Below are 24,876 nucleotides of genomic sequence, written 5' to 3'. Positions count from 1 at the left end.
CGGATGGTACAGAATCTTTGGAATCAAGAAACAGCTTCACAGGTAACAAAAGGGGTAGAAGAATTAGTATATCGTTCCAATTTAATTGGGTCTGATCGTGCCGTATGTAACTTTGGCGGCGGTAACACTTCCATGAAGACAATTGAAAAAGATTTCCGCGGTCGTGATGTTGAAGTTATGTGGGTAAAAGGAAGCGGCTCGGATTTAGCAACAATGAAAGCAAACAATTTTACTGGTCTTAATTTAGAAGACATTCGTCCATTATTCGAACGTGACGAAATGACAGACGAAGACATGGTTGCTTATTTGTCTCATTGTATGATTGACAGTAAGCACCCAAGAGCATCGATCGAAACATTATTGCATGCATTCTTACCTTTCAAACACGTGGATCACACACATCCTGATGCGATTATTAGCCTTTGCTGCGCAGACAATGGTAAGCAATTAGCTGAGGAGATTTTTGGAAATCGTTTTGTTTGGGTACCATATATTCGCCCAGGATTTACTCTTTCAAAAATGATCGCCCAGGGAGTATTAAATAACCCAAATGCAGAACTAGTATTAATGGAAAAACACGGTCTTGTAACATGGGGAGAAACTTCTGAGGAAGCATACGCAAAAACCATTCAAATTATTAATGAAGCAGAACAATATATCAATGAAAGAATTGATGAAACTTCTGTATTTGGCGGACAAAAATATCAATCTCTTTCTGAAGAAGAAGCAACTAGCATTCTAGCAAAAGTATTGCCAGTAATCCGCGGCGCGGTAAGTGATGAGAAGAAAATGCTTTTAACTTACGACCGTGGTGAAGATGTACTGCAATTTGTGAACAGCTACAATGCACCAGAACTTTCACAAATTGGTGCAGCATGCCCAGACCATCTTGTTCATACAAAAATGGTTCCACTTTATGTAAATTGGGATCCACAAACAAAAGATGTTGAAGCCTTGATTGCTAGTGTGAAAGAAGGAGTTGCAAGCTTTAAGCAGTCTTACACAGAATATTATGAGCAAAATAAAAATGAAGGCGACAAAATGTTTGAGCCTGCACCACGTGTTATTCTAATTCCAGGTGTTGGTATGGTTAATACTGGTAAGGACGTTAAGAACTCAAGGATCAGTGGTGCATTATATCACCGTGCAATTGCTGTTATGAAGGGCGCTACTACACTAGGTGAATTTGTTTCTCTAAGTGCAAACGAATCCTACAATGTAGAATACTGGCCATTAGAATTATATAAATTATCTCTTGCTCCAGCTGAAGCAGAATTCTCTAGAAAAGTTGCATTTATTACTGGAGGAGCAGGCGGAATTGGAAGTGCAACAGCACGCCGTCTTGTCTCTGAAGGGGCTGCCGTTGTTCTAGCTGACTTAAACCTTGAAGGTGCAGAAAAAGTAGCCGCTGAAATTAACGAACAATTTGGAGCTGACCGTGCGCTTGCTGTTAAGATGGATGTTACCAGTGAAGAGCAGGTTCAAGCTGCATTCGATCAAACAGCTTTAACATTTGGCGGAGTTGACATTATTGTTAATAATGCAGGTTTGGCAACATCTAGCCCATTCGATGAAACAACTCTTAAAGAGTGGAACTTGAACATGAATGTATTAGGTACAGGCTACTTCTTAGTTGCCCGCGAAGCGTTCAAGCAAATGAAAGATCAAGGCATTGGCGGTAACATGGTATTTATCGGTTCAAAAAACTCTGTGTACGCTGGTAAAAATGCAGCTGCATATAGCTCTGTCAAAGCTCTAGAAACTCACTTGGCAAGATGTATTGCAGCAGAAGGCGGCGAGTTTGGCATTCGCGTTAACTCTGTTCTTCCAGATGCAGTTCTTCAAGGTTCAGCTATTTGGGGATCAAGATGGCGTGAAGAGCGTGCCGCAGCCTATGGCATTGACCCTGATCAATTAGAAGAGCACTATCGTAAACGTACTACTTTACTAGTAAACATTTATCCTAGCGATATTGCAGAATCAATTGCATTCTTTGCTTCATCAAAATCAGATCGAACAACTGGTTGTATGTTGACAGTAGATGGCGGGGTACCTGCTGCGTTTACTAGATAATAAAGGAATAAAGACAAGCCTGTCTCAATTGACAGGCTTTCTTTATTTTATGCATAGAACATCTAGAAACAGTGATATAGACGGATTCAAATTGTTTTTCTTCCATGCCATAACGAGTTCAAAATCATGCCCCTCCAGGCCGTCAATTTCGATAAATCGAAGCGTAGGGCTGGATACCGCTTCAAAGCTTTTTGGCAGTATAGAGATGCCCATTTCAGATTCAACGAGAATCGGTACAGTATCAACAAAGCGCGGTTGACTCACAATTCTCGGAGTCAGCCCATTTTGTTCACATAAATGGACGATAAAATCATAGGAACCTATAGGTGAATCATGACGGTTATGGATAATGAATGGCTCTGTGGCAAGATCAACAAGCTTAATTGTTTTGCGATTAGCAAGAGGGTGGTTCTTATGCATAACAATACAATATTTATCTTTTGCTACCGTTTGAATCTCAATTTCTTCAATTCTATTTAACCCAGACGGCTGTGTAAAAGCGATGTCCAATTCTCCTTCTTCCAACGCTTCTTTTAGCATTTTACTAGGGAAGTGGTTCAGCTGTAGGTCTACCTTCGGATAAAGTTCACGGAACCGTTTGATAACCTCTGGTAGAAAACCACGAACATGAACACTCAAAAAACCAATCGAAATACTGCCAATCACACCTGCATCCGTTTGTTTAGCTTTTTCGATGGCCCCCGATGTTTTTTCTACAATCTCCATTGCATCTTTTAAAAAGACAGCCCCAGCCGGTGTAAGCTGGACGGAGCGCTTATTTCGAATAAATAATTTTACGCCCACTTGTTCTTCCAAATCGGCAATCTGATGGCTGATCGCTGATTGAGCAACATAGAGTTGGTTGGCTGCTTTTGTAAAATTTAAGTGCTCAGCTACGGTAATAAAATAGCGCAATTGTCGAATATCCATAGGGTCCTCACTTGTCATTTATTTACCGTTATTTTATCATATTAGATAATAAGTAGTCGAAATTATGCGATTATTCTTGAATTAACACGATGTAGAAACTAGTATTCTTCCACAAGAATTGATCTCTTAAAGTGACAAACCCAACAAATAATACGAAAATGGGATTACAGAAATCGAATACGTATATTTCCAATTTTTCTTCATTCGTATTATGGTTATTTTGAAAGCGCTTAATAATTTAAAGGAATTTGATAAGGAGTGGTTAGATGGTTCTAAAAGTCGTTGGCAAGTTACCTAACGAGAAGAAACCATATTTTATTAAAAATGGAGAGGGAGAGCGATATCTTTTTGGTACCCAGGTTGCCTCCATTGTTGCTACAACTGAAAGCACCGGTGATATGATGGAGATCGTTCAATTGTGGGGTGGAAAAGGTGACAGTTTCCCGGCACATGTACATGAACAAGCTCACGAAGGAATTGTTGTACTCGACGGAAGGCTTGAAGTAGAACTTAATGGACAATTGTATTTATTAACTGCTGGTGACTATATAAGTATTCCGGCAGGCACTGTACATGCCTATCGGATGCAAAGCCATCGAACACGCTTCTATTCTTTCACTATTAACGGTCATGTAGCAAAGTTATATTCGCTAATTGGAGAGCCATTTACTAAGTTTGAGCGCCCTCCAGTTTCTATGAACCTCTTAAACCAGGATACTTTTACCCGAATACCTGCTGATATTGATATAAAATTGGTCACTAGTCATCCAACTGCTGGCTTACCAGAATTGGCTAAAGGCTCTACCATTCCGCAGGAAGTTCAACCGTATGTACTGGAATCAGGGGAAGGAGTCCATCTTCTTAGCGGTGATACCGTTCATACACTCCTAACGACAAAAGAAGCAACAAACAGCCAATTTCTTGTACTCGTTTCCGAAGGACCAAAAGGACAAGCCATTGGTGAGCACGCTCATGAATTGACCAACGAAACATTTATGTGTTTACAAGGGGAAATGACACTATGGGTGGATGGCGAGGTATTGCACCTATTACCAGGGGATTTTGCCTATGTTCCAGCAAATACACCTCATCGCTTCCGCTGTGATGCCCACTATACAAAGTTTTTTGGATTATTGACCCCAGGGGAATTTGAAAACTTTTTCCGTATCCTTGGAGATCCGTATGAACATCCAATCTTCCCTAGTGAGCCGGCACCATATCGTTTTGACCGAGTGATCCAGCGTATACATGAGCTCGATTTAAAATTATTAGGCAAGCCTCCAGGTCCTCCACCAACTGAAGTGGAAGAGGTTCATTAAAGATGAGTAATCGGTATGAAGTAAAGGCCCTACCGGATGTTGAATTTGCCTCACCAAATGGGAAATCATTACTTCTGGATCTTTATTTGCCTATCGGAGCAGAGGGGCCAGTGCCAGTGATTGTCTGGCTCCACGGCGGAGGTTGGCGAATTGGGGATAGAAAGCTAGGACCGGAATTTAAAGTTAGATTTGCTGAACGTGGATATGCTATGGCAAGCATTGAGTATCGATTAAGCGGTGAAGCGATTTTTCCTGCGCAAATTCATGATGTAAAGGCCGCAATCCGTTGGCTCCGTTCGGTAGCTAACGAGTATGGTCTTGATAGCAAACATATTGGCCTCTGGGGGTCATCAGCTGGAGGACATTTAGCGGCTTTGGCCGGTACCACAGGTTCAGGCAGGCTCGAAGATTTGAAGTTAGGGAATTGGGAATATTTTAGTGACGTACAAGCAGTAGTTGACGGGTATGGTCCTACAGATTTCTTGCAGATGGAGGAATACGATAATTCAACGGCTGCTTCTTCTGATGATCCGGAATCCATTCGTCTTAATGCAGTTCAGCGCCATACTGACCCAGATTCTCCAGAGTCACAATTGCTGGGAGCACCCATTCAAACGGTTCCAAACCTTGTCCGTGAGGCAAATCCAATCACCTATATTGATGAAAATATCCCGCCATTTCTTATTTTACACGGGTTAAGTGATACAGCCGTACCAGTTCATCAAAGTGAGCTGCTTTATCAAGCACTGATTGAACACGGGAATGAGGCAGCGCTCTGTTTGATTGAAGGAATGGGGCATGCATTTTTTAATAAAAATGGTTTGGATGAACTGCCTCTACAAGTTACCCTTCGTAAGGCTGAAGCAGGGGAACCTGAACAGATAGAGTCTAGTAAAAAAAGAATATTTGAGTTAGTAGAATCCTTTTTTCGAAAGCATCTCCATGAAAATTGATTAGGTCGATAGATACTCCGTTTAGGGGTATTTTTTTTGTGTTCTACCATGAAGTTATTTTAGAAATTGGGATTTGCCCATGGACTTTTTAATTGGATTTTGTTTAATTGGACAAAATTTACAATTTTTGTTGCGAATTCATTCGACTTTGTAGAATTATCCTCCTTTTTTGTAAAAATTGGGCCATTAATTTTTAAAATGGTAATTGATTACCAACTAATGTAGAATCGAAGCCATCATTTGTAGAATAAATTTAATAATTGTAGAATTCCTTCTCTATTTTGTAGAATTCAGCATTTAATTTGTAGAATTCCTATGAATTAACCAAATTCTATAAAATCGACTTAAAAATTAACGGGAATTGGTACGGCAGAGGAAAAGACAAAGTGACAAATTATCTAAAATCATGATTTCTCAAATGCAATATGTGTATTTCAAAAAAATTTCATTGTGGCTTATCATTAATTTAAAGAGAAAAACACATCGTTGTGTTGTAAAAATACGAGGAGGAAATCACTTGAAATTACTAACCTATTCCACAAACAATAAACCTTTACGACTTGGCATTTTAGTTGACGAAAATACGATTGTAGACCCACAGGAAGCATATATCGAGCTATTAAATCAAAATGGGCAGCAAAGAGCGAAAGAAATTGCAACCGCTTTATTGCCAGCCAATCCAACAGAGTTTATTGCAAATGGCGACATGGCTCTAAAGACCGCGAAAGAGGCGGTTTCCTATGCACTTGAAAGTGCTGCACAGTCTTCCGTCCTCTATAAAAAAGAAAATGTTCAAATCGGGGCACCCGTACTGAAGCCGAATAAAATCATCTGCGTTGGACTAAATTACAAGAATCATATTCTTGAAATGAAGCGCGATTTCCCAGTTCATCCAGTTATTTTTGCCAAATTTGCTACAGCGATTTCCGGTCCGAACGATACCTTTCCGCTAAATTCCCAATTGACTAAAAAGCTAGATTACGAGGCAGAATTGGCATTTGTCATTGGGAAAGAAGGAAAGGACATTCCATATGAGGATGCCTTGGACTATGTCTTCGGCTACACTGTCGCAAACGATATTACCGCCCGTGACATGCAAAAACGAACTATTCAATGGCTGCAAGGCAAAACGTTAGATAAGAGTCTTCCACTCGGACCCGTTTTAGTCACAAAGGATGAAATACCAGATCCGCACGGCTTAGACATATGCTTAACCGTTAACGATGAATTAAGGCAAAAGTCCAATACGGAACAGCTGTTGTTCAATGTTAATCACCTTGTTGAATTTTTATCAGGCATCGTTACTTTGGAGCCAGGGGACATCATCCTTACTGGTACACCTGGTGGTGTCGGGGAAGCACAGAACAAGTTTTTAAAGCATGGTGATAAGGTGAGGGTGGAAATTTCCGGAATTGGTGCGATTGAGACAACGATCATGGAGGTGACTGAATCATGACAGCAAGTCACGAACCCATTCGAGATATCGCCTACTTGGCACATATTGAACTACTAACACCTAAGCCAACCGAGAGTCTTGAATTTTTTCGCGATTTACTCGGAATGGAAATCGTCCGTCAAGAAGGACAATCTGTCTTTCTCCGCGGCTGGGGAGATCAGCGGCTTTACAGCTTGAAGCTGACGGAAGCAAGTCAGGCTGGATTAGGACATGTGGCGTTAAGGACCTATTCCGAACAAGCACTTGAACGGCGTGTTATTGATTTGGAGAAAAGCGGATACGGAATTGGATGGACTGATGGAGATTATGGTCATGGACGATCCTACCAATTTTACGATGCGGATGGGCATGTATTAGAAGTATTTTATGAGGCGGATAAATTTGTAACACCGGAACATTTAAAGCCGGGTCTGAAAAATCAGCCTCAAAAGTTTTCGGCAAGAGGTGCAAGCGTGACGCAGCTGGATCATATTAATTTGTTCAGCTCCAATGTCGATGCCGATAGTACTTTTTATCGAAATCACCTCGGTTTCAGACTAAGTGAACAAGCGATAACCGATGAAGGCAAACAGGCAACCGCTTGGCTGCATGTTACGAATAAATCCTATGACCTGGCCATTTCTCTCGATAAATCAGGTGCTCAAGGACGTTTCCATCATGCTGCATTCAAAGTAGAAAGTGCCGAAATGGTACTCCGGGCAGCCGATGTATTTTTAGATAATGGAATTTTCATTGAAGCACCTCCTAATAAACATGTTGCAGGTCAAACGATGTTTGTATACGTGTATGAGCCTGGAGGTAATCGAATTGAGGTATGCTCGGGCGGTTTTCTCATCTTTACACCAGAGTGGGAAACGGTAACTTGGACCCCGGAAGAACGGAAAAAAGGGTTAGCATGGGGAACACCACTTCCATCCACTTTCCACACGTATGGGACACCTAACATTGACAAATAAACCTGAGGAGGATGAGAAAATGAATGAAGTATTAAATAAGTTCTCATATGTGGAAGCGATCGAGCGTGCGAAAGAATTATCTGCTTCCCTACGAATGCGGCCAAACCTTGGCGAAGAACTAAGACACCAACCCCCCGAAACAATCCAAGAATTCATTTCATCAGGCTTGGTTCGATCCTTGGTTCCGAGCCGTTGGGGCGGGCATGAACTTAGTTGGAAAACATTAGCTGATACAGCAATAGAAGTATCTAAAGGAGATGCTTCGACAGGCTGGTGCTATTCACTTCTACTATTACACAGCTGGATGCTGGCATTTTTTCCAGACCAGGCACAAGCGGATGTATGGAAAAATAACCCTGATGCATGCCTTGCTACGTCGATTAATCCAAGTCCGGATTCAAAAATTAGCCGTGTTAATGGTGGATACAAACTAAGTGGTAAATGGGGATTCTCCTCAGGAATCAATCACTGTGATTGGATCATGATTAGTGCACCAGCACCAGTTTCGGAAGTGGGAGACGAAACCAAAGTCTTATATTTCCTCGTTCCTAAAAACGACCTAAAAGTGATTGATGTTTGGCGAGTCATTGGTATGAGAGGAACAGGCAGTAATTTATTGCAGTTAACCGACGTTTTTGTTCCCGAGTACCGAACAATGGAGTTAGAACCATGGAATCTTCATGGGATTTCTCCTGGGATGGACCTGAATACAGCACCACTTTACCGTATTCAATTGTCAGCTGTTATGCCAGTTACGCTTTTATCCGTTATTCTCGGAGCAACCAAAGGAGCTTATGAGATTTGGCGTGACCAAGTTATTGGGAAAAATAAAGCTAGGGGTGGAGGAGCAGTCGCAAATTTAACCCATCAGCAAATTCGTCTGGCAAAGGTAGCGGCAAAAATTGAAGCAGCGGACGCTCTTCTCCATAAATCCTTAGAACTAGTAGAGTCCGGACGGTTACTTGAATATCCGGAACGGGTACGCTTGCGCTGTAATTATGCTTATTGCGCAGAAATGTGTACAGAAGCAATGGAAACCATCTACACTAGCAGTGGTGCTGCCGCCTCTAGTGAGAGTCACCCTCTTCAACAGTTTTGGCGGGATATTCACGCCGGAGCACAGCATACGGCCTTCAATTTTGATTGGGTAGGAGAACTGTTCGGAAAGCTTGAGCTAGGTCTTCCGGTAAAAGTGGAATACTAAGAGAGTAGGAGAGAATCATAATGACTAAAACTTTAGATCGTCTGAGCACTGAGCTCGCTTCTTCTTTGCAGGGAGAAAAGATGGTTTCGTTGATTACGGTTGATGCAGATACAAAACTACCACAATTAAGTGTTGTTTCATGGGTAAATGCTAACCCGGTCGGCACACAAATAAAGATAGCCCTTGGTCATAAAGCATCAAGTATTACAAATATCCAAAGCAATCCTACTGTGATTGTTGGAATGATTGGAGAAGGAAGCTGCTATTCAGTGCGTGGAAGAGCTACAGTATCTGAAGTATTCGAAAAGACGATGAAACTTTGTGTGGTAACCATTGATATTGAAGAAGTAGAGAATGTCATGTTTTATGGAGGAAAGGTAACGGTTGAACCGGAATACGAAAAAACGTACAATCCTGATCTTGCTAAGAAGTTAGATATAGAAGTTTACGAACTTCTTAGGTAGAGGCACTATAATGATTGAAATCTAAATATAAAAAAGTAATAAACGTCTGAATTTCTTTCAGGCGTTGTTTTTTATTATGTTTGAAATGGACAGTATTTGGGGGATATCGCCATAGTTATAAGGAAGAAACTCTACTAAACTAAGAGTACAACGTTTTTATACAGTAACAAGTAGTCATTTGAGGAGTGAGGTTATGAAAGAATATGAAGATTGCCGCAATCCAGTTTTACCAGCAAACCTGCATATACCAGACCCAGAAGCACATGTTATGCCAGATGGAAGAGTATATGTCTATGGTTCTTGGGATCAGGAAGAAAATATTTTCTGCAGTAGAGAATATCGCGTCTTTTCATCTGATAATATGGTTGATTGGCTTGACCATGGGAAATCTTTTGATTCAAGTCAAGTTCCATGGGTTTTTGATCAGATGCACCTAAATATCCGGACTAGATTGTCAAAACCCACTCCGTTTTTAAAAAAGGATGATTGAGTTTCGAAATGGTTATGGAAAATTAATATTTTTAAGTTTCTCGGACTTACGTGCTAATTCTTAGTTGTAAATTTAATGCAAATCAATGAAGAACTTATTGCTTTATTAAGATATAAAGGATTTGGGGTTACCGTCTTTGTAGGGATGGGACGTGATGGTAAAAGATACCAATTGGAAATATTAACAAAACGAAACCGCGAAAGTGAAGTGTTGGATTTAATCGAAGAGTATGAACCAAAAGCATTCATCTCTCTTATGAACCGCGGAAATTTAAAGGCGGTTACCTAATTAAAGCAATGAAAAAGCACTTGAGAAAAGGCAACATTATGAAACAAATGTAATTTTTTATATCATTCAATGCTGTTTGGGGTGATGGCATATGTATAAGCGTTAAACGGCCTGGAGCCGGATGAATTCTTTTTGACCGCTATGTTAATTGCGGTCTTTTTAATGTAATATTAACTATTGGACACGACAAAATATAATAGTAGAAACTCGTCAAAATAGAGTGAGTAAGGGGACGACTTACATGGCCAACCCCTCATCAAACTGTAGTTAAATAGGCTTTATTGAAACATCAAGGTAGTGATTAAGGTTGCCACTTTAGTTGTTAGATTTATAAAAAAGCAGGTTGTTTTTCTTCAACTTGTGTTAATAGACGCTTTTTTATCTCTTCAACATTAACTTTCTTTTGTGCAACACCCGTTTCCATAGCCGTTTTCGCAACTGCTGCTGCTACATGGGCAGCTACCCGGCGGTCAAACGGATCAGGAATGACATAATCGGGATAAAGTTCATCGTCTGAAATTAATCCAGCAATCGCATACACGGCAGCCAACTTCATTTCTTCATTGATTTCTTTTGCATGAACATCTAAAGCACCACGGAAAATTCCAGGGAATGCCAAAACGTTATTGACTTGATTCGGGTAATCAGATCGCCCTGTTCCAACGACTAGTGCCCCGGCTTCTTTTGCATCCTCTGGCATGATTTCTGGTACTGGATTGGCCATGGCAAAAATGATCGGATCTTGGTTCATGGAACGAACCATTTCATTCGTCACGGAACCAGCCGCTGATACGCCAACAAACACATCCGCTTCTATAAGAGCATCCGCTAGTGTCCCTAGTTTTTGTTCTTTATTGGTGATGCGGGCCATTTCTTCTTTGAATGGATTCATTCCGACAGGACGTCCTTCATATATAATCCCATTTGTATCACATAAGATGACATCCTTTACTCCCATATGGAGCAAAAGCTTCACAATCGCTACACCTGCCGCACCGGCACCGTTTGCTACGACACGTATATCTTCAATGTCTTTATTAACGAGTTTCAGAGCATTGATTAATCCGGCTGCCGTTACAATAGCTGTTCCGTGTTGGTCATCATGGAAAATGGGAATATCGCACGTTTTTCGTAAGCGATCCTCAATTTCAAAGCATTGCGGTGCTGCGATGTCTTCCAGGTTTACTCCGCCAAAAGTGGGCTGTAATAGTTTAACTACCTCGACAATTTTATCGGGGTCCATTGTATCAAGGCAAATGGGAAATGCATCTACATCGGCAAACGATTTGAATAACAATGCTTTTCCTTCCATAACCGGCATCGCAGCTTTCGGGCCAATATTTCCAAGGCCCAAAACAGCTGTTCCGTTCGATACAACGGCAACGAGATTTCCTTTCATTGTATAATCAAATACTTTGCTTTCGTCCTCATGAATGTCTAAGCAGGGCTCTGCAACACCGGGTGAATACGCAAGACTTAAATCGTTTGCATTATTTACTGCGACTTTTGAGTGAACACCCAGCTTTCCTCGCTTTTCTTTGTGCATCTTTAATGCTTCTTCACGTAAAGTTGACATACATGTTACTCCTTTGTTAAGTTTTTATGGTTATAGGAAAAGAAGAGGGCCCATACTTATATTTCAGCAATTTTGCGGCATTAATCTCTTAAATAAATGCTTACTTTTATATGTTGCAATGACTACCAATCTCAAAAACTTGTATCTTCTAAACTCATGCAAAAGAGCCTCTTAGTTTGATGTTGTTAATGTTGTATAAAATCTTTTTTGATTATACGATCATGAATAATACATACGGGCTCATCTAAGTTTGGATACCTATTATAAAGATATCCCTGTTTTAAGGAGCGAAGTTCACACATGATTATTTGTAACATGACAATGTCCCGATCTAATTGTTTGCTGAGTTTTATGACATCAGGATCAGAGGGTCCCTTATTCCTTTTCAATTCAACCAAACCCTGGCGGTAGGAATTGATACGCTTACTTAATTCTATGGCATTCTTTAGAATCATGAGCCTCATCTCCTTTCTATAGTTATCAAATATAAATTTTCCTCATAAATGGAATCTACTTTTTTTATTGCCATCAAAATTTTAGAACATTATAGATTTCTGAACCCCAATCATATCCATCATGAGTTGTGTCGATCCTAGGACTGATCCATTGTTAAAAATGCAGCTAATTCTTTACTCTTTTGTTTTCTTTCTTTACGCACTCTTGCCCGCTCGGGGGCGGTTTCATGCAATTTTTTCTCTTCTTCTGTTTCAGGAATCACTTCCGGAACCCATGTTGGGCGCTTATTCTCATCAAGTGCGACAAATGTTAGGAGCGCAGTCGCCGCGATTTTACGCTTACCGCTTTTTAAGTCTTCCGCGATAATTTTCACAAATACTTCCATTGATGATGTGCCTTTCCATGTCACATAAGATTCGAAACAGACGGAATCGGTTGGTCGTACTGGATGTAAAAAATCGACTGAATCCGTTGAAGCAGTTACACATTCGCTTCGACTATGGCGCGCTGCGGAAATAGAGGCGACTTGGTCTATGTCACTCATTAACCGGCCGCCAAATAATGTATTATGATTATTCACATCGTTTGGGAATACACGACTGGTTCGAATCACTCTTGATTCTCTGCAAAATTTAGCTTCCATTGATAGATCTCCCTAAAGTTTTAGCTTTCTAATAATAAGCTTTCTGGATCTTCCAACAATTCTTTTACCATAGCCAGGAAGCTAACGGCTTCTTTCCCATCCACAATTCGATGGTCGTAAGACAGTGCGATATACATCATCGGACGGTTTGCCATTCGTTCACTATCAATTGCTACTGGCCTTGTCTGGATCTTATGCATACCGAGAATGCCTACTTGCGGACTATTCAAAATCGGTGTGGACATTAACGATCCAAAAACTCCACCATTTGTAATCGTAAAGGTTCCACCTTGCAAATCATTCAAAGTGAGGGCGTTATCACGAGCCTTTTTACCAAGATTACCGATTTCTTGTTCAATTTCTGCAAAATTTTTCTGATTCGCATTGCGTACAACTGGAACGACCAAACCTTCTGGAGCTGCCACCGCAATTCCGATATCGTAAAACTTCTTGATCAGCAATTCATCTCCTTGAATTTCTGCATTTAAAAGAGGGAATTGCTTTAAGGCAGAAACCACTGCTTTTGTAAAAAACGACATAAATCCAAGACGAACACCATGTTTATCGAAAAAGGCATCTTTCCGCTTATTGCGTAAATCCATAATCGCAGACATGTCAACTTCATTAAATGTGGTCAACATCGCGGCTGTTTGTTGGACCTCTACAAGGCGTTTAGCGATGGTTTGGCGTCTGCGGGACATTTTTACACGTTCTACAGGTTTATCAAACTCCACATCATTTTGTTGTTCCTTACGTTTTGGACTTGCCTTTTCCAATTTTGGTTCTTCTTTTACCGGAGGTGCAGGTGAATAGGATTTGACATCATTTGACATAATTCTGCCTAGTGGGTCACTGCTATTTACCTGATTTAAATCGATTCCCAGTTCTCTTGCCCATTTTCTTGCAGCTGGAGAAGCAATCGGTCGGTTGGCTTTCGGAACTTCTTGTTCTGACCGGGTGCTTTGTTGATTTAAAGTTTCTTCTACCGATTTTTCCGGAGCTGTTGTGGTGACAACGGGTCCCTCAGCTGTGCCATCCTCAATAATTGCAATGACATCGCCTACTTCTACCGTATCGCCGGTTTCTTTTAATACCTTCGTAACGATACCTGAATATTCAGCATTTAATTCTATATTGACTTTATCTGTTTCCAGTTCTACGACACTATCTCCTTTTGATACTTTGTCACCAATATTAATGAGCCATTGTGAAATCGTTCCTTCTGAAATGGATTCTGCCAACTCTGGTACCTTAATTTCCATCAAGTTCATATCCTCCTAAGTATAGTAAGTACTATTATTATCTTGTTATTTGCTGTTGATCATGGTTAGCTTCTAACTAACTCTCTTTCTTGTTTCTGTGTATCTATTAAAATATTAAAATTCAAAGCCTGTTGGACAATATGTTCTTGTTCCTTTTTATGAACGATTGAATCGCCGACTGCCGTGCTTGAACGCGCCTGTCGTCCAATGTAACCGACTGTCAGTTTGCCGGAAGCAAGTTCAAAGAGGGTAGGGGCGATATAATGCCATGCTCCCATATTCTTTGGTTCTTCCTGTACCCAAGCGATTTCCTTCAGGTTCGGATAGCGCTTTAAAATTTCTTCTACTTTTTCCTTCGGGAATGGATACAATTGTTCGATACGAACGATGTGTATTTCGTCTAATGTTTGAATTTCTTTTCTTGAGTCAATTTCTACAGCCAGATCGATGGCCATCTTACCAGTCGTTAACACTAGCCGCTTTACTTTTTCTCTCTCTTTTCCGAGCTCTGGTTGTTCCACAACCGTTTGGAAACTGCCATCGCTTAGAGCAGTGCCAGGAGAAGAGACCAGCGGGTGACGAAGCAGACTTTTTGGTGTCATAATGACCAGCGGCCTGACGAATTCTGTTCCTAAGATGGATGCTTGACGGCGCAAAATATGAAAGTATTGGGCAGCACTTGTCAAGTTTACAACCGTCCAGTTGTTTTCTGCCGCCAACTGTAAAAAGCGTTCAAGACGGGCACTGGAGTGCTCTGGACCCTGGCCTTCATAACCGTGAGGCAAAAGAAGAGTAAGCCCTGACTTTTGTCCCCATTTAGCTCTAGCGGATGAAACAAATTGATCAAACAGAGGTTGTGCTGTGTTAGCAAAATCACCGTATTGTGCTTCCCATATGACAAGTGTTTCAGGAGCAAAGACATTATAGCCATATTCAAAACCTACAACAGCCGCTTCAGACAGTGGGCTATTATGAACCGCAAACGAAGCGCGGGCTTGCGTTAGATGATGCAAGGGTGAATAGGTTTCGTTGGTTTCTGTGTCATGCAGCACAATGTGACGCTGAGCGAACGTTCCACGCTCAGAATCCTGTCCCGTTAGCCGGATCGGTGTGCCTTCTTTTAACAACGTTGCGAATGCCAGCACTTCTGCTACCGCCCATTCTACTTTTCCGTTTTCTTCCAATGCTATTTCACGGCGCTCCAAAATCCGCTTTAATTTTGGATAAACGTGAAAGCTTACCGGCCATTTCAGCAATTCATGATTTAATTCACGAAGGGTGTTAAGCTGTACACTTGTTTTCAATTGCGGAATTCCTTTCGTGATAACCTTAGGAATCTCTACAACTGCAGATCGCACATAAGGTTTCCTCTCCAACACTTGGTCATATTCGGCTTGGAGCCTTTCTTGGACGCTGCGATTGATTTGTTCGACCTCTTGATCATTCAAAATACCTTTATTTCTCAACTGTTCGGAATATAATGCTCTTACCGTTAAATGGCCCGAAACTTTTTTGTATACCTGGGGCTGGGTGACCGCAGGGTCGTCCATTTCATTGTGGCCGAATCGGCGGTATCCCACTAAATCAATCAAAAAATCCTTTTGGAAGCGAGCACGGTATTGATAGGCAAGACGAACAGCTGCCAGACAAGCTTCTGGATCATCCGCATTTACATGCACAATGGGGATTTCAAACCCTTTTGCCAAGTCACTCGCATATCTCGTAAAACGAGAATCCCGGCTATCTGTCGTAAATCCGATCATGTTGTTCGTAATGATATGAATGGTACCACCTGTTCGATATCCATTTAATCCACCTAAATTTAAAGTCTCCGCTACAATTCCCTGGCCTGGAAATGCAGCATCTCCATGTACCAGTATTGGAAATGCCTTCTTAACATCCTGCTCAGGATATCCTGCTTTTTGACGTTCTTCCTGGGCTGCTCTTGTAAACCCTTCGATCACGGGATCGACAAATTCAAGATGACTCGGATTATTCGCTAAGGTAATACGTGTACGAAGGGTACTTGCACCTTCGACGAACCGATTGTAGCCTAAATGGTATTTCACATCTCCTGTCCAACCCTCACTAATATCGACTAAATCTGCCGACGGTCCTTGTTGTTTGGCGGAAGAGTGCTGAAACTCAGAGAAAATCCTGCTGTATGGTTTGTTTAATACATGCGCTAAGACACTTAAGCGGCCGCGATGAGCCATTCCAATCAAGACATTTTGTACTTGATCCCCGACACCTTCGTGAATCGCTTCATTTAGCATAGGTACGAGCATGTCTACACCTTCAATAGAAAATCTCTTTTGACCGACAAAGGTTTTATGTAAATATTGTTCAAATCCTTCCACCTCTGTCAAACTCTTTAATAGGTTTGTTTGTTCTTCTTTCGATAAGGAGCGATGCATGCTCCCTGTCTCCACGATCTGAGTTAACCATGTTTTTTCATCCATATTATCAACATGGTTAAATTCGTAGGCTAGTGAAGAGGTATAAAGATTCTTTAAATGATTTATAGCATCCAATGCGGTTTGAACGCCTTCAGGTGTATCCTCCCAAACGAGTTTTGCTGGAATCGCTTTCAAGTCGTAGTCACTTATCCCATATTTTTCAGGACTGAACAAATCATGGTGCTTTTCATTCACATCTAACGGATTTATATTTGCCGCTAGATGTCCATGTGAGCGAATATCTTCCAGCAGTTTTACAACTTTCATCACTTTCACTATATCTGCTGAATTACCTGGAATAACAGATCCATGGTCGCCGCTTTCTTTCAATTGACTTGTCTCAAAAGACAAGGGTGATCCCCATTTGATAAATAACTCTTTTAATTTTGGCTCGACGGTATCTATACCGTTCATATAGCGCTCATATTGTTCGATTACATAGCCAAGGTTTGGACCATTAAAATTCCTCCATGGATTTCGTTGATTTTCCTGTTCTCCCATTATGGAATACCCCCATGATTGAGTTTTCGTATAATAATATTTGGATAGGTTATAGAAGTAATTAACAATTGATTAAGGATAAGGATAATGCAATAATGATAATAAATAAAATTCAAAAAAATTATTTTTACTTATAAAAAATCTTTATATCAGATTACAGGGTGGGACAATGGATTACCGTGACTGGGAAATACTGAAAGTACTTTATAATCAAAAAAATCTTACAAAAACAGCTCGATTATTATTTCTTACTCAACCTGCTTTAACGAGTAGATTAAAGCATATGCAGGAGGAGCTGGGAGTTACAATCGTAACCCGTGAAAGCCGTGGAGTGCATTTTACCCCACAAGGGGAATATCTTGTCCAATGTGCTGAGGAGGCCCTTGCTCATTATGAGAAGATAAAAGAAAATGTCCAAAATATGAGTAATAACGAAAGTGATAAAGTGGTAGGTACGTTGAAATTGGGGGTATCTAATTTTTTTGCGAATTATGAACTTCCTTATATTTTGAAACTATTTAAAAGGCAATTTCCCCATGTGGAATTCAAGGTGATTACGGGATGGAGCAGAGACGTTACCCAGCTTATACACAATAAAGATGTTCATATCGGTTTTGTTCGGGGAGACTATGGATGCAGGGGATTATCGAAACATCAATTATTTGAGGAAACCATTTGCATTGCTTCAAAGGATGAGATTGAAATAATGGATCTTCCTCGTCTTCCTAGAATTGAATATAGAGGGGATTACTTATTAAAATCAACCATTGATCATTGGTGGGCTGAAAATTATGCGCAAGCACCCTTTATCAGTATAGAAGTCGACCAAGTTGATACGTGTAAGGAAATGGTTATAAATGGTTTAGGATATGGCATCCTTTCCAGCAGGGTACTTAATGGTATAGAGAACTTATCCAAAGTCCTTATAACCGATCAAGAAGGAAACCCTATATTGCGAAGAACGTGGATGTATTATCATAAGGAATCCCTTGAATGGAATGTCGTTAAGGCATTCGTCCATTTTATAGAAAATTTTGATTGGAAATATATTAGTCCAAAGATAAAATAAAAGTGTATAACTCTAGTAGAATAGTTTCTGACCACAAATGAGAATTCAGTAACTTTTGAAATTTTGCAGCTGTTTGCTTCTTATCAACTATATCTGTTGTGCATAAATAGGACATCCTGTTCATGCTTTGAGGATGTCCTTTGCCCAACTTTTTTAATGCAGTAATTTAGACTTAGATAAACGATCAAATTTTAATGGATGGATTAACTTTTCCAGTTAACATCAACCCCGCTATTTCAAAAAGATGTTTTCAATAGTAGCCTTTGACATTACAAAGGAGAATGAAGTAAATCCACGCTCTTTATGGCGTGGATTTTTTAGTTTTAAATATTAGTCCGTCCTCGTGTGTATCGATAAAAGACTCAAATTCTTTCGTAAATAAAGAGATTAATGGATTAAGATTATTTTTATTCCAGGCAATAATGAAATCAATTTCCTCTATATTCTCTTCTAATTCAATAAAGCGAAGCGTTGGAGGGGGATTGACCATTGCAACGGGAAGAATGGAAATACCAATACCAGCTTCAACCATGAGTAACACAGTTTCAAAGTGGGAACATTCCTGTATGATGTTTGGAGAGATATCATGCTTTATAAAGAGTTCCGAAATATGTTTGAATCCATCTGGGGATACTTCTGGATTAATAACAATAACCGGCTCAGTAGCAATCGAAGTAATACTAATTTTTCTATGGTTCGCTAGAGGATGTTCACTGTTCATTACCACTGTAAAAGGTATATTGGATATTTTCCTAGAGGTAATTTCGGGGAATTTATCAATTGATAACGATAAAGTAAAACCAATATCAATATCTCCAAGTTTTAAGGAGGCATTGAGTGTATCCCTCGTGTATTGAATTAATTCAATATTAACATCTCGATATTTCTTGGTGAATTGATTAATCAGTCTTGGTAAAAAAAGTTTCTCAAGTCCTAAATACCCAATTTTTATACTTCCCGACAAATCGCTTCCTCTTAGTCTAGCATTACTTATTGCTTCTTCATAATGCTCTATTACGCCTTTGGCATCTTTTAATAATTGAGCTCCAGCCTTCGTTAATTGGACGGTTCTTCTATTTCTGATAAATAATTGAACCCCTATCAGTTCTTCAAGATTAGAGATTTGCTTACTGATAGCAGATTGAGCAACAAAATGTTCCGCTGCTGCCTCGGTAAAACTCAATCGTTCCGCAACAGAGACAAAGTAACGTAATTGTTTAAGATCCATAGGCAATCGCTCCTTTCTTTCTAAATATCTTGCTCTGGACTAATTACCTATATGAAAAAAAGGAATAACTGTGAACTATTAGTTATATTTCTCTCAAGAACTATTCTACCATATACTATCTATTGAAGTAATTGTGTTAAATCTCACGTGTAACTAGATAATTGGTTCAAATATTTAGGAGGAATGAAATTGAGTACCTTGTTTAATAAGCTTCCTGATTACAAGATGCCTTATTTGCTAAGAAATGGGGAAGGGGAACGTTACTTATTTGGTAGACAGCTTGCTACTATTATAGCAAATGGCATGAGTACGGATAATTTAGTAGAAATGGTTATTATTTCAGGAGGAAAAGGAGATTCCTTTCCATTACATAAACATTTATACAGTCATGAGGGAATCTACGTCCTCCATGGCAGACTTGAAGTAGTGATAGCTGATAAAAAATATCTACTTACCGAGGGGAATTATGCTTATATTCCTGCAGGCACCTCTCACAGTTATCAAATGCTTAGCCATAGAACACAGTTTTTATCTTTTACATCAAAAGGTGACGTTTCGAAGCTCTATTCGATTATTGGTGAGCCTTACGAAAAATTTGTCCATCCTCCAAAAGCAGTCCAAGAACCTTCGATTGAGAAATTTAAAAAAGCATCAATCTCAGCAGATGTAGAATTCATCTTGGATACTCAAGTTCTTGGTACATCACAACTAGTTGAAAATGGAGAAATCCCTGAAGAGGCTGCACCATATGTCCTTGAAGCAGGAGAGGGCATTCGCTTAGTTACAGGAGACCAACTTCATACCCTGATGACAACTCAAGCCAATTCGAATGGTGAATTTATTTTTGTTGTTTCAGAAGGTCCTAAAGGTGAAGCCATTCCTGAACATTATCACGAAAAGCATACGGAAATTTTCTTCTGTATTGAAGGTCAGGTTACACTGTGGGCGAATGGAGTAGAGCTCACACTACACCCTGGGGATATTCTCCATGTGCCTGCTAACACAGTTCATTCTTATCGAATGGATTCACATTACACAAAAATGATTGGTATCCTTGCGACGGGACTATTCGAGGCATTTTTCCGTACTCTTGGAGATGTGTATGATGATTATATTTTCCCGAGTGAGCCGGCTCCACTCCGTTTTGATCGAGTACTGCAAAATTTAGATATTCTTGACCTGAAGGTGCTTGGCGGTCGTCCAGCAAATGATTAATAGTGACAAGAAGACAATCATTAGTTAAGAATTGCATCTTTTAAGGAGGATTTTCATTGGAAAAGTTAGTGGATTATACTGTAGAAATCATAACAGATCTCGTTTACGCGGAGATAAATGGAAGACAGTTATTAGCTGATTTATATTTACCCAAGATGAAAAAAGAGCCTCTGCCCGTGATTATTTGGCTGCATGGCGGGGGATGGCGCTTTGGGGATCGCAAATTAGGTCCTGATTTCACCCGATATTTTGCCAGCAAAGGCTATGCGATGGTAAGCATTGATTACCGGTTAAGTGATGAAGCTATCTTTCCTGCGCAAATTCATGATGTAAAAACAGCCGTTAGGTGGGTTAAAACAATCGCAGGGGAGTATGGTTTAGACCGAAATAAAATAGGCCTTTGGGGCTCGTCGGCAGGAGGGCATCTTGCAGCACTTGCTGCAACAACAAAACCTAACGAATTCATCGGAGAAAATCCTCTCTATCCTGAAATGACAAGTGACGTTCAAGCTGTCGTAATTGGCTATGGTCCAGTTGATTTTCTCCAAATCGATGAACAAAGAGAATTATATGGAATTATCGAAGAAGATCCTGAGTCAGTCCAAATTCCAAAAGATAAAAAAACTTCTGACCCTGATTCGTTTGAATCGTTGTTTTTAGGAGCACCAATTTTAACATGTCCGGAACGTGTAAAGGAAGCCAATCCGTTGATCTATGTAAAAGAAAGTCTTCCGCCATTTCTAATTAAGCATGGGCTAAGTGACGTTGCTGTTCCTGCACATCAAAGTAAGTTATTATATCAGGAACTAGCAGATAAAAAGAATAATGTGTCTCTTTATCTTATTAATGGGCTGGGCCATGGATTTCTGAATCGTACAAATTTAGATGAAGGTGGTCCAAGGATTGCAAAGTATTATGCCTCAAAGAATGGGGTAGAGGAGATTGTTGAAGGAATGGATTTGTTGATTTTTGATACAATTGAAGATTTTTTTCGAAGAGAACTTTCATAAGAGAAGACTAGTACAAGTAGGGCCAATTTTTAAATGTAGAAATTTTTCTTAGGATTCAATAGACGAAAAAATATGAAAAAGGCAGCTTTCATTATTTCTTACCGAAGCTGCCTTTTACATTAGAATCTAATTGCCTAGTTAAATAAAAGTCTGCATTAATATAAGCTTAACTAAATAAAAAGGATATGAATTAGAAATACTTTATATCAGCTCTTTGCTTGTAGTCTTCCTGACCAAGCAACTACAGGAATAAGCAACAGTGACAGAACTGTTTGGTTGCAAGGTTATATTGATTCACCAAAAACAAAAACAGCTCTATAAAAACATTAAGAATTGTAATCCTGTCACAAATCTTTGGAGGGGCAGGAGTGGCAGCCGGTATAACCGTAGGCGCACTGAAAGGTATTTCTATTTGTTTTTGTTTTTGTTTTAAAATGTATATGATTCGCCATCATCTGGCACTAGAACGTGAGAAGAGATTCCTTTTTCCTCAATAAAGTTTTTTAGCTCTTCTCTGGATAATGTCCAATGGTTGACAGCTTCCATATGGACAGAAATGATTTTGGCGGTAGGAGCAGCCTTATACACCGCATAGATGTCATCTTTCCCCATTACAAGAGAACCGCCTTCAAAGAATTGATTATCTCCACCATTTACCACAATGATTTCTGGTTTATGTGTATCGATCACTTCTTGGATCGCTTCATACCAAACGGTATCTCCAGCTACATATAAGGTTTTCTCATTTTGATGTTTGAAGACAACGCCACATACTAAACCAGTACGTTTTAATATTTCTCCTCTTCCGTGTTCGCCTTTTGTTTTAATTAATTGGATATTATCAAAGACTGTATCCTCTTGTAAAACTTCTACATTTTGAAAACCAGCGTTTCTATCTACTTTAGCATCTTCTTCATTTTGAACAAACATTTTTATATCTTTTGGCAATACATCCTTGGCAACAGAATCAAAGTGATCTAAATGTAGATGAGTTACAATTACAGCATTTACGTTAGTAATATTGTCAAGTGACGTGGGTAAGCCAACTAAAGGATTAAATTGATCTTGTCTTAATGAGTTGGGAAAAGGTGGGTAAGTACCTTTCTCGGCTAACATTGGATCTATTAAAAACTTTTTGCCTGCATATTCGACAATTAGTGTTGCATTACGAATTTGTTGTATCTTCATATTTTTAACTCCTTTTCTTTGATTTACGTATAGTTTATACTATGACCGAATAACATTTACATAGATAAAATCAAGTCTTTTGGCCATTTCACTTGATAAATGAAAGGATTTGAATTCATGTTAGATAGCACGGATATGCGAATCCTAGATGAATTATCTAAGAACAGTCGGATCACCATGAAAGAATTGGGGGAGAAAGTTCATTTGACTGGACAAGCAGCCGCATCTAGAGTGGCTAAATTAGAAGATAATGGGGTGATTGAAGGGTATAGCATTAAAGTTAATCAAGCTAAATTAGGGTGTTTTATACATGCTTTAATTAATATCTATACAAAAAGTACGCATCATGAACCATATCTGTCGTTCATAAAAACACAACAACAATATGTCATAAACAACTATAAAATCAGTGGAGATAGTTGTTACATCCTTGAATGCAGATTCCCATCCAATGAAATATTAGATAAATTTTTGGTAAACTTAAACAAGCATGCAAACTATAAATTATCGATTGTTATCAATAAATAGTTCAATAAAAGTATCTATCACAATATATTGCCCTATGTAAAAAACAAAAATCCTTAACCTTTTTATCGGTTGAGGATTTTTTATTGAAGTGAGATAACAGTCGACTATTTTTTTGTGTGAAATGGATAGAATCTAGGAGGATATCGATATAGTCATCTCACATCTTATTCTCTACACTTAAGACAGCGCTATCATAGGTAACTAATTTATTGGATTCTAGTATGCATTATGAAGATCTTTGAGGAGTGGAAAAATGAAAGAATATAAAGATTGCCGCAATCCAGTTTTACCGCCAGACCTGCACATTCCCGATCCAGAAGCACATGTGATGCCAGATGGAAGGGTGTATGTCTACGGTTCTTGGGATCAGAAGGAGAATATTTATTGTAGTAAGGAATATCGAGTCTTTTCTTCAGATAATCTGATTGATTGGGTAGACCATGGGAAATCCTTTGATGCCAGCCAAGTTCCATGGGTATTTGATGAGAATGCTCCCAAATATCCATCAAGTATTGATTGGTCAAGACTAACCCCGTTCTTGAAAAAAATGATTGAAAAAGATACCAAAGACGGAAAGTTAGAGATTCCTAATTTCCCGAAAGATATGTTGTTTGCACCAGATGCCATTCATAAGGATGGTAAATATTATTTGTATTTTTGTATGGCAGATGCAAGTGAGGGGGTTGCCGTTGCTGATATGCCAGAGGGGCCTTTTAGGGATCCGATCCAATTACCTTGTGGCGGAATCGATCCAGCTGTTTTTGTCGACGATGATGGCCAGGCCTATTATTACTGGGGACAGTTCTATGCTCATGGTGCCAAATTGAAAGACAACATGGTAGAGTTTGAAGAAAACTCGATTGTAAATAATATTGTTACGGAAGAAGATCATTATTTTCATGAAGGCAGTTCCCTTCGCAAACGCGGCGATACATACTATTTTGTATATTCAAGTATGGTCCGAGGCAAACCAACATCTCTAGCCTATGCAACTAGTAAATCACCACTTGGGCCATTCAAGTATCAAGGGGTCATTATTGATAACGATGGATGTGATCCACAGAGTTGGAATAACCATGGCTCGATTGAGGAAGTAAACGGGCAATGGTATGTATTCTATCATCGTAGTTCTCAGAACAGACAGCAAAAACGCAGACTTTGCATTGAACCGATTTTCTTCAATGAGGACGGTACCCTCCAGGAAGTTAAAATGACATCCCAAGGGGCAGGGTGGCCATTTGAGATCAATGAAAAAATAGCAGCGTATCGAGCTTGTCAGTTATCAGGCAGTGTTTACCTTGCTCCATCCAATAATGGGGATGAGGTTCTAACTGGTATTAAGGATGAAGATGAAGCTATTATTCGTTATGTTGAATGGGAGATACCAATAATTGATATTTCTATTGAGGCCACAGGCAGTGGTGAAATTCATATATTTCTAGATGATGAGAAGCAGGCCTCCGGAAGTATCACCTTAGAAGAAGGGGAAATTGTAGCTTCTTCCTTCCAAGGTTCTTCTGGAAAACATCAAATTAAATTACAATTTAATAAGGTAAAAGAATTGGCGATTCATTCATTGTACTTTAGATAAAAGTTTATGATTAGTAA

21 protein-coding genes and 2 pseudogenes are annotated in these 24,876 nt (G+C 39.6%); 15 read left to right on the top strand and 8 right to left on the bottom strand.

Annotated features, from left to right (window positions below; all coding sequences use genetic code 11):
- The first annotated feature begins 3 nt into the window (after window positions 1–3).
- Window positions 4–2,073, top strand: a complete 2,070-nt coding sequence (locus COD92_RS06515) for a bifunctional aldolase/short-chain dehydrogenase (RefSeq protein WP_098528428.1) — start codon at window positions 4–6, stop codon at window positions 2,071–2,073.
- Window positions 2,074–2,115: 42 nt separating this feature from the next.
- Here COD92_RS06515 and COD92_RS06510 read toward each other — a convergent pair whose 3' ends face one another.
- Window positions 2,116–3,003 carry a LysR family transcriptional regulator gene (locus tag COD92_RS06510; RefSeq protein ID WP_176541106.1) on the bottom strand — a complete coding sequence of 296 codons (888 nt, stop codon included), beginning with the start codon at window positions 3,001–3,003 and terminating at the stop codon, window positions 2,116–2,118.
- A 266-nt stretch (window positions 3,004–3,269) separates the two neighbouring features.
- Between COD92_RS06510 and COD92_RS06505 the strand changes: the two genes are divergently transcribed.
- From COD92_RS06505 to COD92_RS06470, 8 genes and pseudogenes are all read left to right on the top strand, one after another.
- On the top strand, window positions 3,270–4,322 hold the full coding sequence (locus COD92_RS06505; RefSeq protein WP_098528430.1) for a quercetin 2,3-dioxygenase: 1,053 nt from the start codon (window positions 3,270–3,272) through the stop codon (window positions 4,320–4,322).
- Between the two features lie 2 nt (window positions 4,323–4,324).
- A complete protein-coding gene (locus COD92_RS06500) occupies window positions 4,325–5,275 on the top strand; it encodes an alpha/beta hydrolase (RefSeq protein ID WP_098528431.1) in 951 nt (316 codons plus the stop codon).
- 517 nt (window positions 5,276–5,792) lie between these two features.
- Window positions 5,793–6,731 carry a fumarylacetoacetate hydrolase family protein gene (locus tag COD92_RS06495; protein WP_098528432.1) on the top strand — a complete coding sequence of 313 codons (939 nt, stop codon included), beginning with the start codon at window positions 5,793–5,795 and terminating at the stop codon, window positions 6,729–6,731.
- Window positions 6,728–7,687: a VOC family protein gene (locus COD92_RS06490; protein ID WP_098528575.1), complete on the top strand. Its 960-nt coding sequence runs from the start codon at window positions 6,728–6,730 to the stop codon at window positions 7,685–7,687. Before COD92_RS06495 ends, COD92_RS06490 begins: the two co-directional genes overlap by 4 nt.
- Window positions 7,688–7,706: 19 nt before the next feature.
- Complete coding sequence (locus COD92_RS06485) at window positions 7,707–8,891, top strand: acyl-CoA dehydrogenase family protein (RefSeq protein ID WP_176541107.1); 1,185 nt, start codon at window positions 7,707–7,709, stop codon at window positions 8,889–8,891.
- Between the two features lie 20 nt (window positions 8,892–8,911).
- Window positions 8,912–9,355, top strand: coding sequence for a PNPOx family protein (locus tag COD92_RS06480; RefSeq protein WP_098528434.1), 444 nt, complete (start codon window positions 8,912–8,914; stop codon window positions 9,353–9,355).
- A 193-nt stretch (window positions 9,356–9,548) separates the two neighbouring features.
- Window positions 9,549–9,845 (top strand): glycoside hydrolase family protein, encoded by a 297-nt coding sequence (locus COD92_RS06475; RefSeq protein WP_098528435.1) that lies wholly within the window; start codon window positions 9,549–9,551, stop codon window positions 9,843–9,845.
- A 63-nt stretch (window positions 9,846–9,908) separates the two neighbouring features.
- Window positions 9,909–10,186, top strand: a pseudogene (locus COD92_RS06470) (DUF2179 domain-containing protein); the annotation flags it as partial.
- A 275-nt stretch (window positions 10,187–10,461) separates the two neighbouring features.
- On the opposite strand, the gene ystJ reads toward COD92_RS06470, so the two are convergent.
- From ystJ to COD92_RS06445, 5 genes are all read right to left on the bottom strand, one after another.
- Entirely contained in the window at window positions 10,462–11,709 is a 1,248-nt protein-coding gene (ystJ, locus tag COD92_RS06465) for an NADP-dependent malic enzyme (RefSeq protein WP_098528436.1), read from the bottom strand.
- Window positions 11,710–11,894: 185 nt separating this feature from the next.
- Window positions 11,895–12,164 (bottom strand): aspartyl-phosphate phosphatase Spo0E family protein, encoded by a 270-nt coding sequence (locus COD92_RS06460; RefSeq protein ID WP_176550393.1) that lies wholly within the window; start codon window positions 12,162–12,164, stop codon window positions 11,895–11,897.
- 137 nt (window positions 12,165–12,301) lie between these two features.
- Window positions 12,302–12,808: an acyl-CoA thioesterase gene (locus COD92_RS06455; protein ID WP_098528438.1), complete on the bottom strand. Its 507-nt coding sequence runs from the start codon at window positions 12,806–12,808 to the stop codon at window positions 12,302–12,304.
- Between the two features lie 20 nt (window positions 12,809–12,828).
- Window positions 12,829–14,073 carry a 2-oxoglutarate dehydrogenase complex dihydrolipoyllysine-residue succinyltransferase gene (odhB, locus tag COD92_RS06450; protein WP_098528439.1) on the bottom strand — a complete coding sequence of 415 codons (1,245 nt, stop codon included), beginning with the start codon at window positions 14,071–14,073 and terminating at the stop codon, window positions 12,829–12,831.
- 62 nt (window positions 14,074–14,135) lie between these two features.
- Entirely contained in the window at window positions 14,136–17,030 is a 2,895-nt protein-coding gene (locus tag COD92_RS06445) for a 2-oxoglutarate dehydrogenase E1 component (protein WP_098995968.1), read from the bottom strand.
- Between the two features lie 169 nt (window positions 17,031–17,199).
- Between COD92_RS06445 and COD92_RS06440 the strand changes: the two genes are divergently transcribed.
- On the top strand, window positions 17,200–18,099 hold the full coding sequence (locus COD92_RS06440) for a LysR family transcriptional regulator (protein WP_098528441.1): 900 nt from the start codon (window positions 17,200–17,202) through the stop codon (window positions 18,097–18,099).
- Window positions 18,100–18,400: 301 nt separating this feature from the next.
- Here the strand turns inward: COD92_RS06440 and COD92_RS06435 are convergent, their stop codons facing one another.
- Complete coding sequence (locus COD92_RS06435) at window positions 18,401–19,327, bottom strand: LysR family transcriptional regulator (RefSeq protein ID WP_098528442.1); 927 nt, start codon at window positions 19,325–19,327, stop codon at window positions 18,401–18,403.
- Window positions 19,328–19,552: 225 nt separating this feature from the next.
- On the opposite strand from COD92_RS06435, the gene COD92_RS06430 reads away from it, so the two are divergent.
- The 3 genes and pseudogenes from COD92_RS06430 to COD92_RS32675 form a co-directional block, all read left to right on the top strand.
- Entirely contained in the window at window positions 19,553–20,542 is a 990-nt protein-coding gene (locus COD92_RS06430) for a quercetin 2,3-dioxygenase (RefSeq protein WP_480254339.1), read from the top strand.
- Window positions 20,543–20,598: 56 nt separating this feature from the next.
- Window positions 20,599–21,552, top strand: a complete 954-nt coding sequence (locus COD92_RS06425; protein WP_098995967.1) for an alpha/beta hydrolase — start codon at window positions 20,599–20,601, stop codon at window positions 21,550–21,552.
- A 249-nt stretch (window positions 21,553–21,801) separates the two neighbouring features.
- Window positions 21,802–21,950: pseudogene (locus tag COD92_RS32675) on the top strand (MFS transporter); the annotation flags it as partial.
- Between the two features lie 31 nt (window positions 21,951–21,981).
- On the opposite strand, the gene COD92_RS06420 reads toward COD92_RS32675, so the two are convergent.
- Complete coding sequence (locus tag COD92_RS06420; protein WP_098528445.1) at window positions 21,982–22,740, bottom strand: MBL fold metallo-hydrolase; 759 nt, start codon at window positions 22,738–22,740, stop codon at window positions 21,982–21,984.
- A 117-nt stretch (window positions 22,741–22,857) separates the two neighbouring features.
- Between COD92_RS06420 and COD92_RS06415 the strand changes: the two genes are divergently transcribed.
- Together COD92_RS06415 and COD92_RS06410 are read left to right on the top strand one after the other, a co-directional pair.
- On the top strand, window positions 22,858–23,268 hold the full coding sequence (locus COD92_RS06415) for an Lrp/AsnC family transcriptional regulator (RefSeq protein ID WP_098528446.1): 411 nt from the start codon (window positions 22,858–22,860) through the stop codon (window positions 23,266–23,268).
- Between the two features lie 253 nt (window positions 23,269–23,521).
- Window positions 23,522–24,859, top strand: coding sequence for a family 43 glycosylhydrolase (locus tag COD92_RS06410; RefSeq protein ID WP_098995966.1), 1,338 nt, complete (start codon window positions 23,522–23,524; stop codon window positions 24,857–24,859).
- The last annotated feature ends 17 nt before the right edge of the window (window positions 24,860–24,876 follow it).

Source organism: Bacillus sp. AFS037270, assembly GCF_002585305.1.
This window is presented reverse-complemented; position numbering and strand designations above follow the sequence as displayed.

Bases quoted from the DNA above. Each gene is read 5' to 3' on its own strand.
- COD92_RS06505 (WP_098528430.1), top strand. From the start codon at position 3,270: ATGGTTCTAAAAGTCGTTGGCAAGTTACCTAACGAGAAGAAACCATAT.
- COD92_RS06485 (WP_176541107.1), top strand. From the start codon at position 7,707: ATGAATGAAGTATTAAATAAGTTCTCATATGTGGAAGCGATCGAGCGT.
- COD92_RS06475 (WP_098528435.1), top strand. From the start codon at position 9,549: ATGAAAGAATATGAAGATTGCCGCAATCCAGTTTTACCAGCAAACCTG.
- ystJ (WP_098528436.1), bottom strand. From the start codon at position 11,709: ATGTCAACTTTACGTGAAGAAGCATTAAAGATGCACAAAGAAAAGCGA.
- COD92_RS06440 (WP_098528441.1), top strand. From the start codon at position 17,200: ATGGATTACCGTGACTGGGAAATACTGAAAGTACTTTATAATCAAAAA.
- COD92_RS06420 (WP_098528445.1), bottom strand. From the start codon at position 22,740: ATGAAGATACAACAAATTCGTAATGCAACACTAATTGTCGAATATGCA.
- COD92_RS06410 (WP_098995966.1), top strand. From the start codon at position 23,522: ATGAAAGAATATAAAGATTGCCGCAATCCAGTTTTACCGCCAGACCTG.
- COD92_RS06480 (WP_098528434.1), top strand. From the start codon at position 8,912: ATGACTAAAACTTTAGATCGTCTGAGCACTGAGCTCGCTTCTTCTTTG.
- COD92_RS06460 (WP_176550393.1), bottom strand. From the start codon at position 12,164: ATGATTCTAAAGAATGCCATAGAATTAAGTAAGCGTATCAATTCCTAC.
- COD92_RS06500 (WP_098528431.1), top strand. From the start codon at position 4,325: ATGAGTAATCGGTATGAAGTAAAGGCCCTACCGGATGTTGAATTTGCC.
- COD92_RS06430 (WP_480254339.1), top strand. From the start codon at position 19,553: ATGCCTTATTTGCTAAGAAATGGGGAAGGGGAACGTTACTTATTTGGT.
- COD92_RS06490 (WP_098528575.1), top strand. From the start codon at position 6,728: ATGACAGCAAGTCACGAACCCATTCGAGATATCGCCTACTTGGCACAT.
- COD92_RS06455 (WP_098528438.1), bottom strand. From the start codon at position 12,808: ATGGAAGCTAAATTTTGCAGAGAATCAAGAGTGATTCGAACCAGTCGT.
- COD92_RS06445 (WP_098995968.1), bottom strand. From the start codon at position 17,030: ATGGGAGAACAGGAAAATCAACGAAATCCATGGAGGAATTTTAATGGT.
- COD92_RS06510 (WP_176541106.1), bottom strand. From the start codon at position 3,003: ATGGATATTCGACAATTGCGCTATTTTATTACCGTAGCTGAGCACTTA.
- COD92_RS06515 (WP_098528428.1), top strand. From the start codon at position 4: ATGGTACAGAATCTTTGGAATCAAGAAACAGCTTCACAGGTAACAAAA.
- COD92_RS06435 (WP_098528442.1), bottom strand. From the start codon at position 19,327: ATGGATCTTAAACAATTACGTTACTTTGTCTCTGTTGCGGAACGATTG.
- COD92_RS06415 (WP_098528446.1), top strand. From the start codon at position 22,858: ATGTTAGATAGCACGGATATGCGAATCCTAGATGAATTATCTAAGAAC.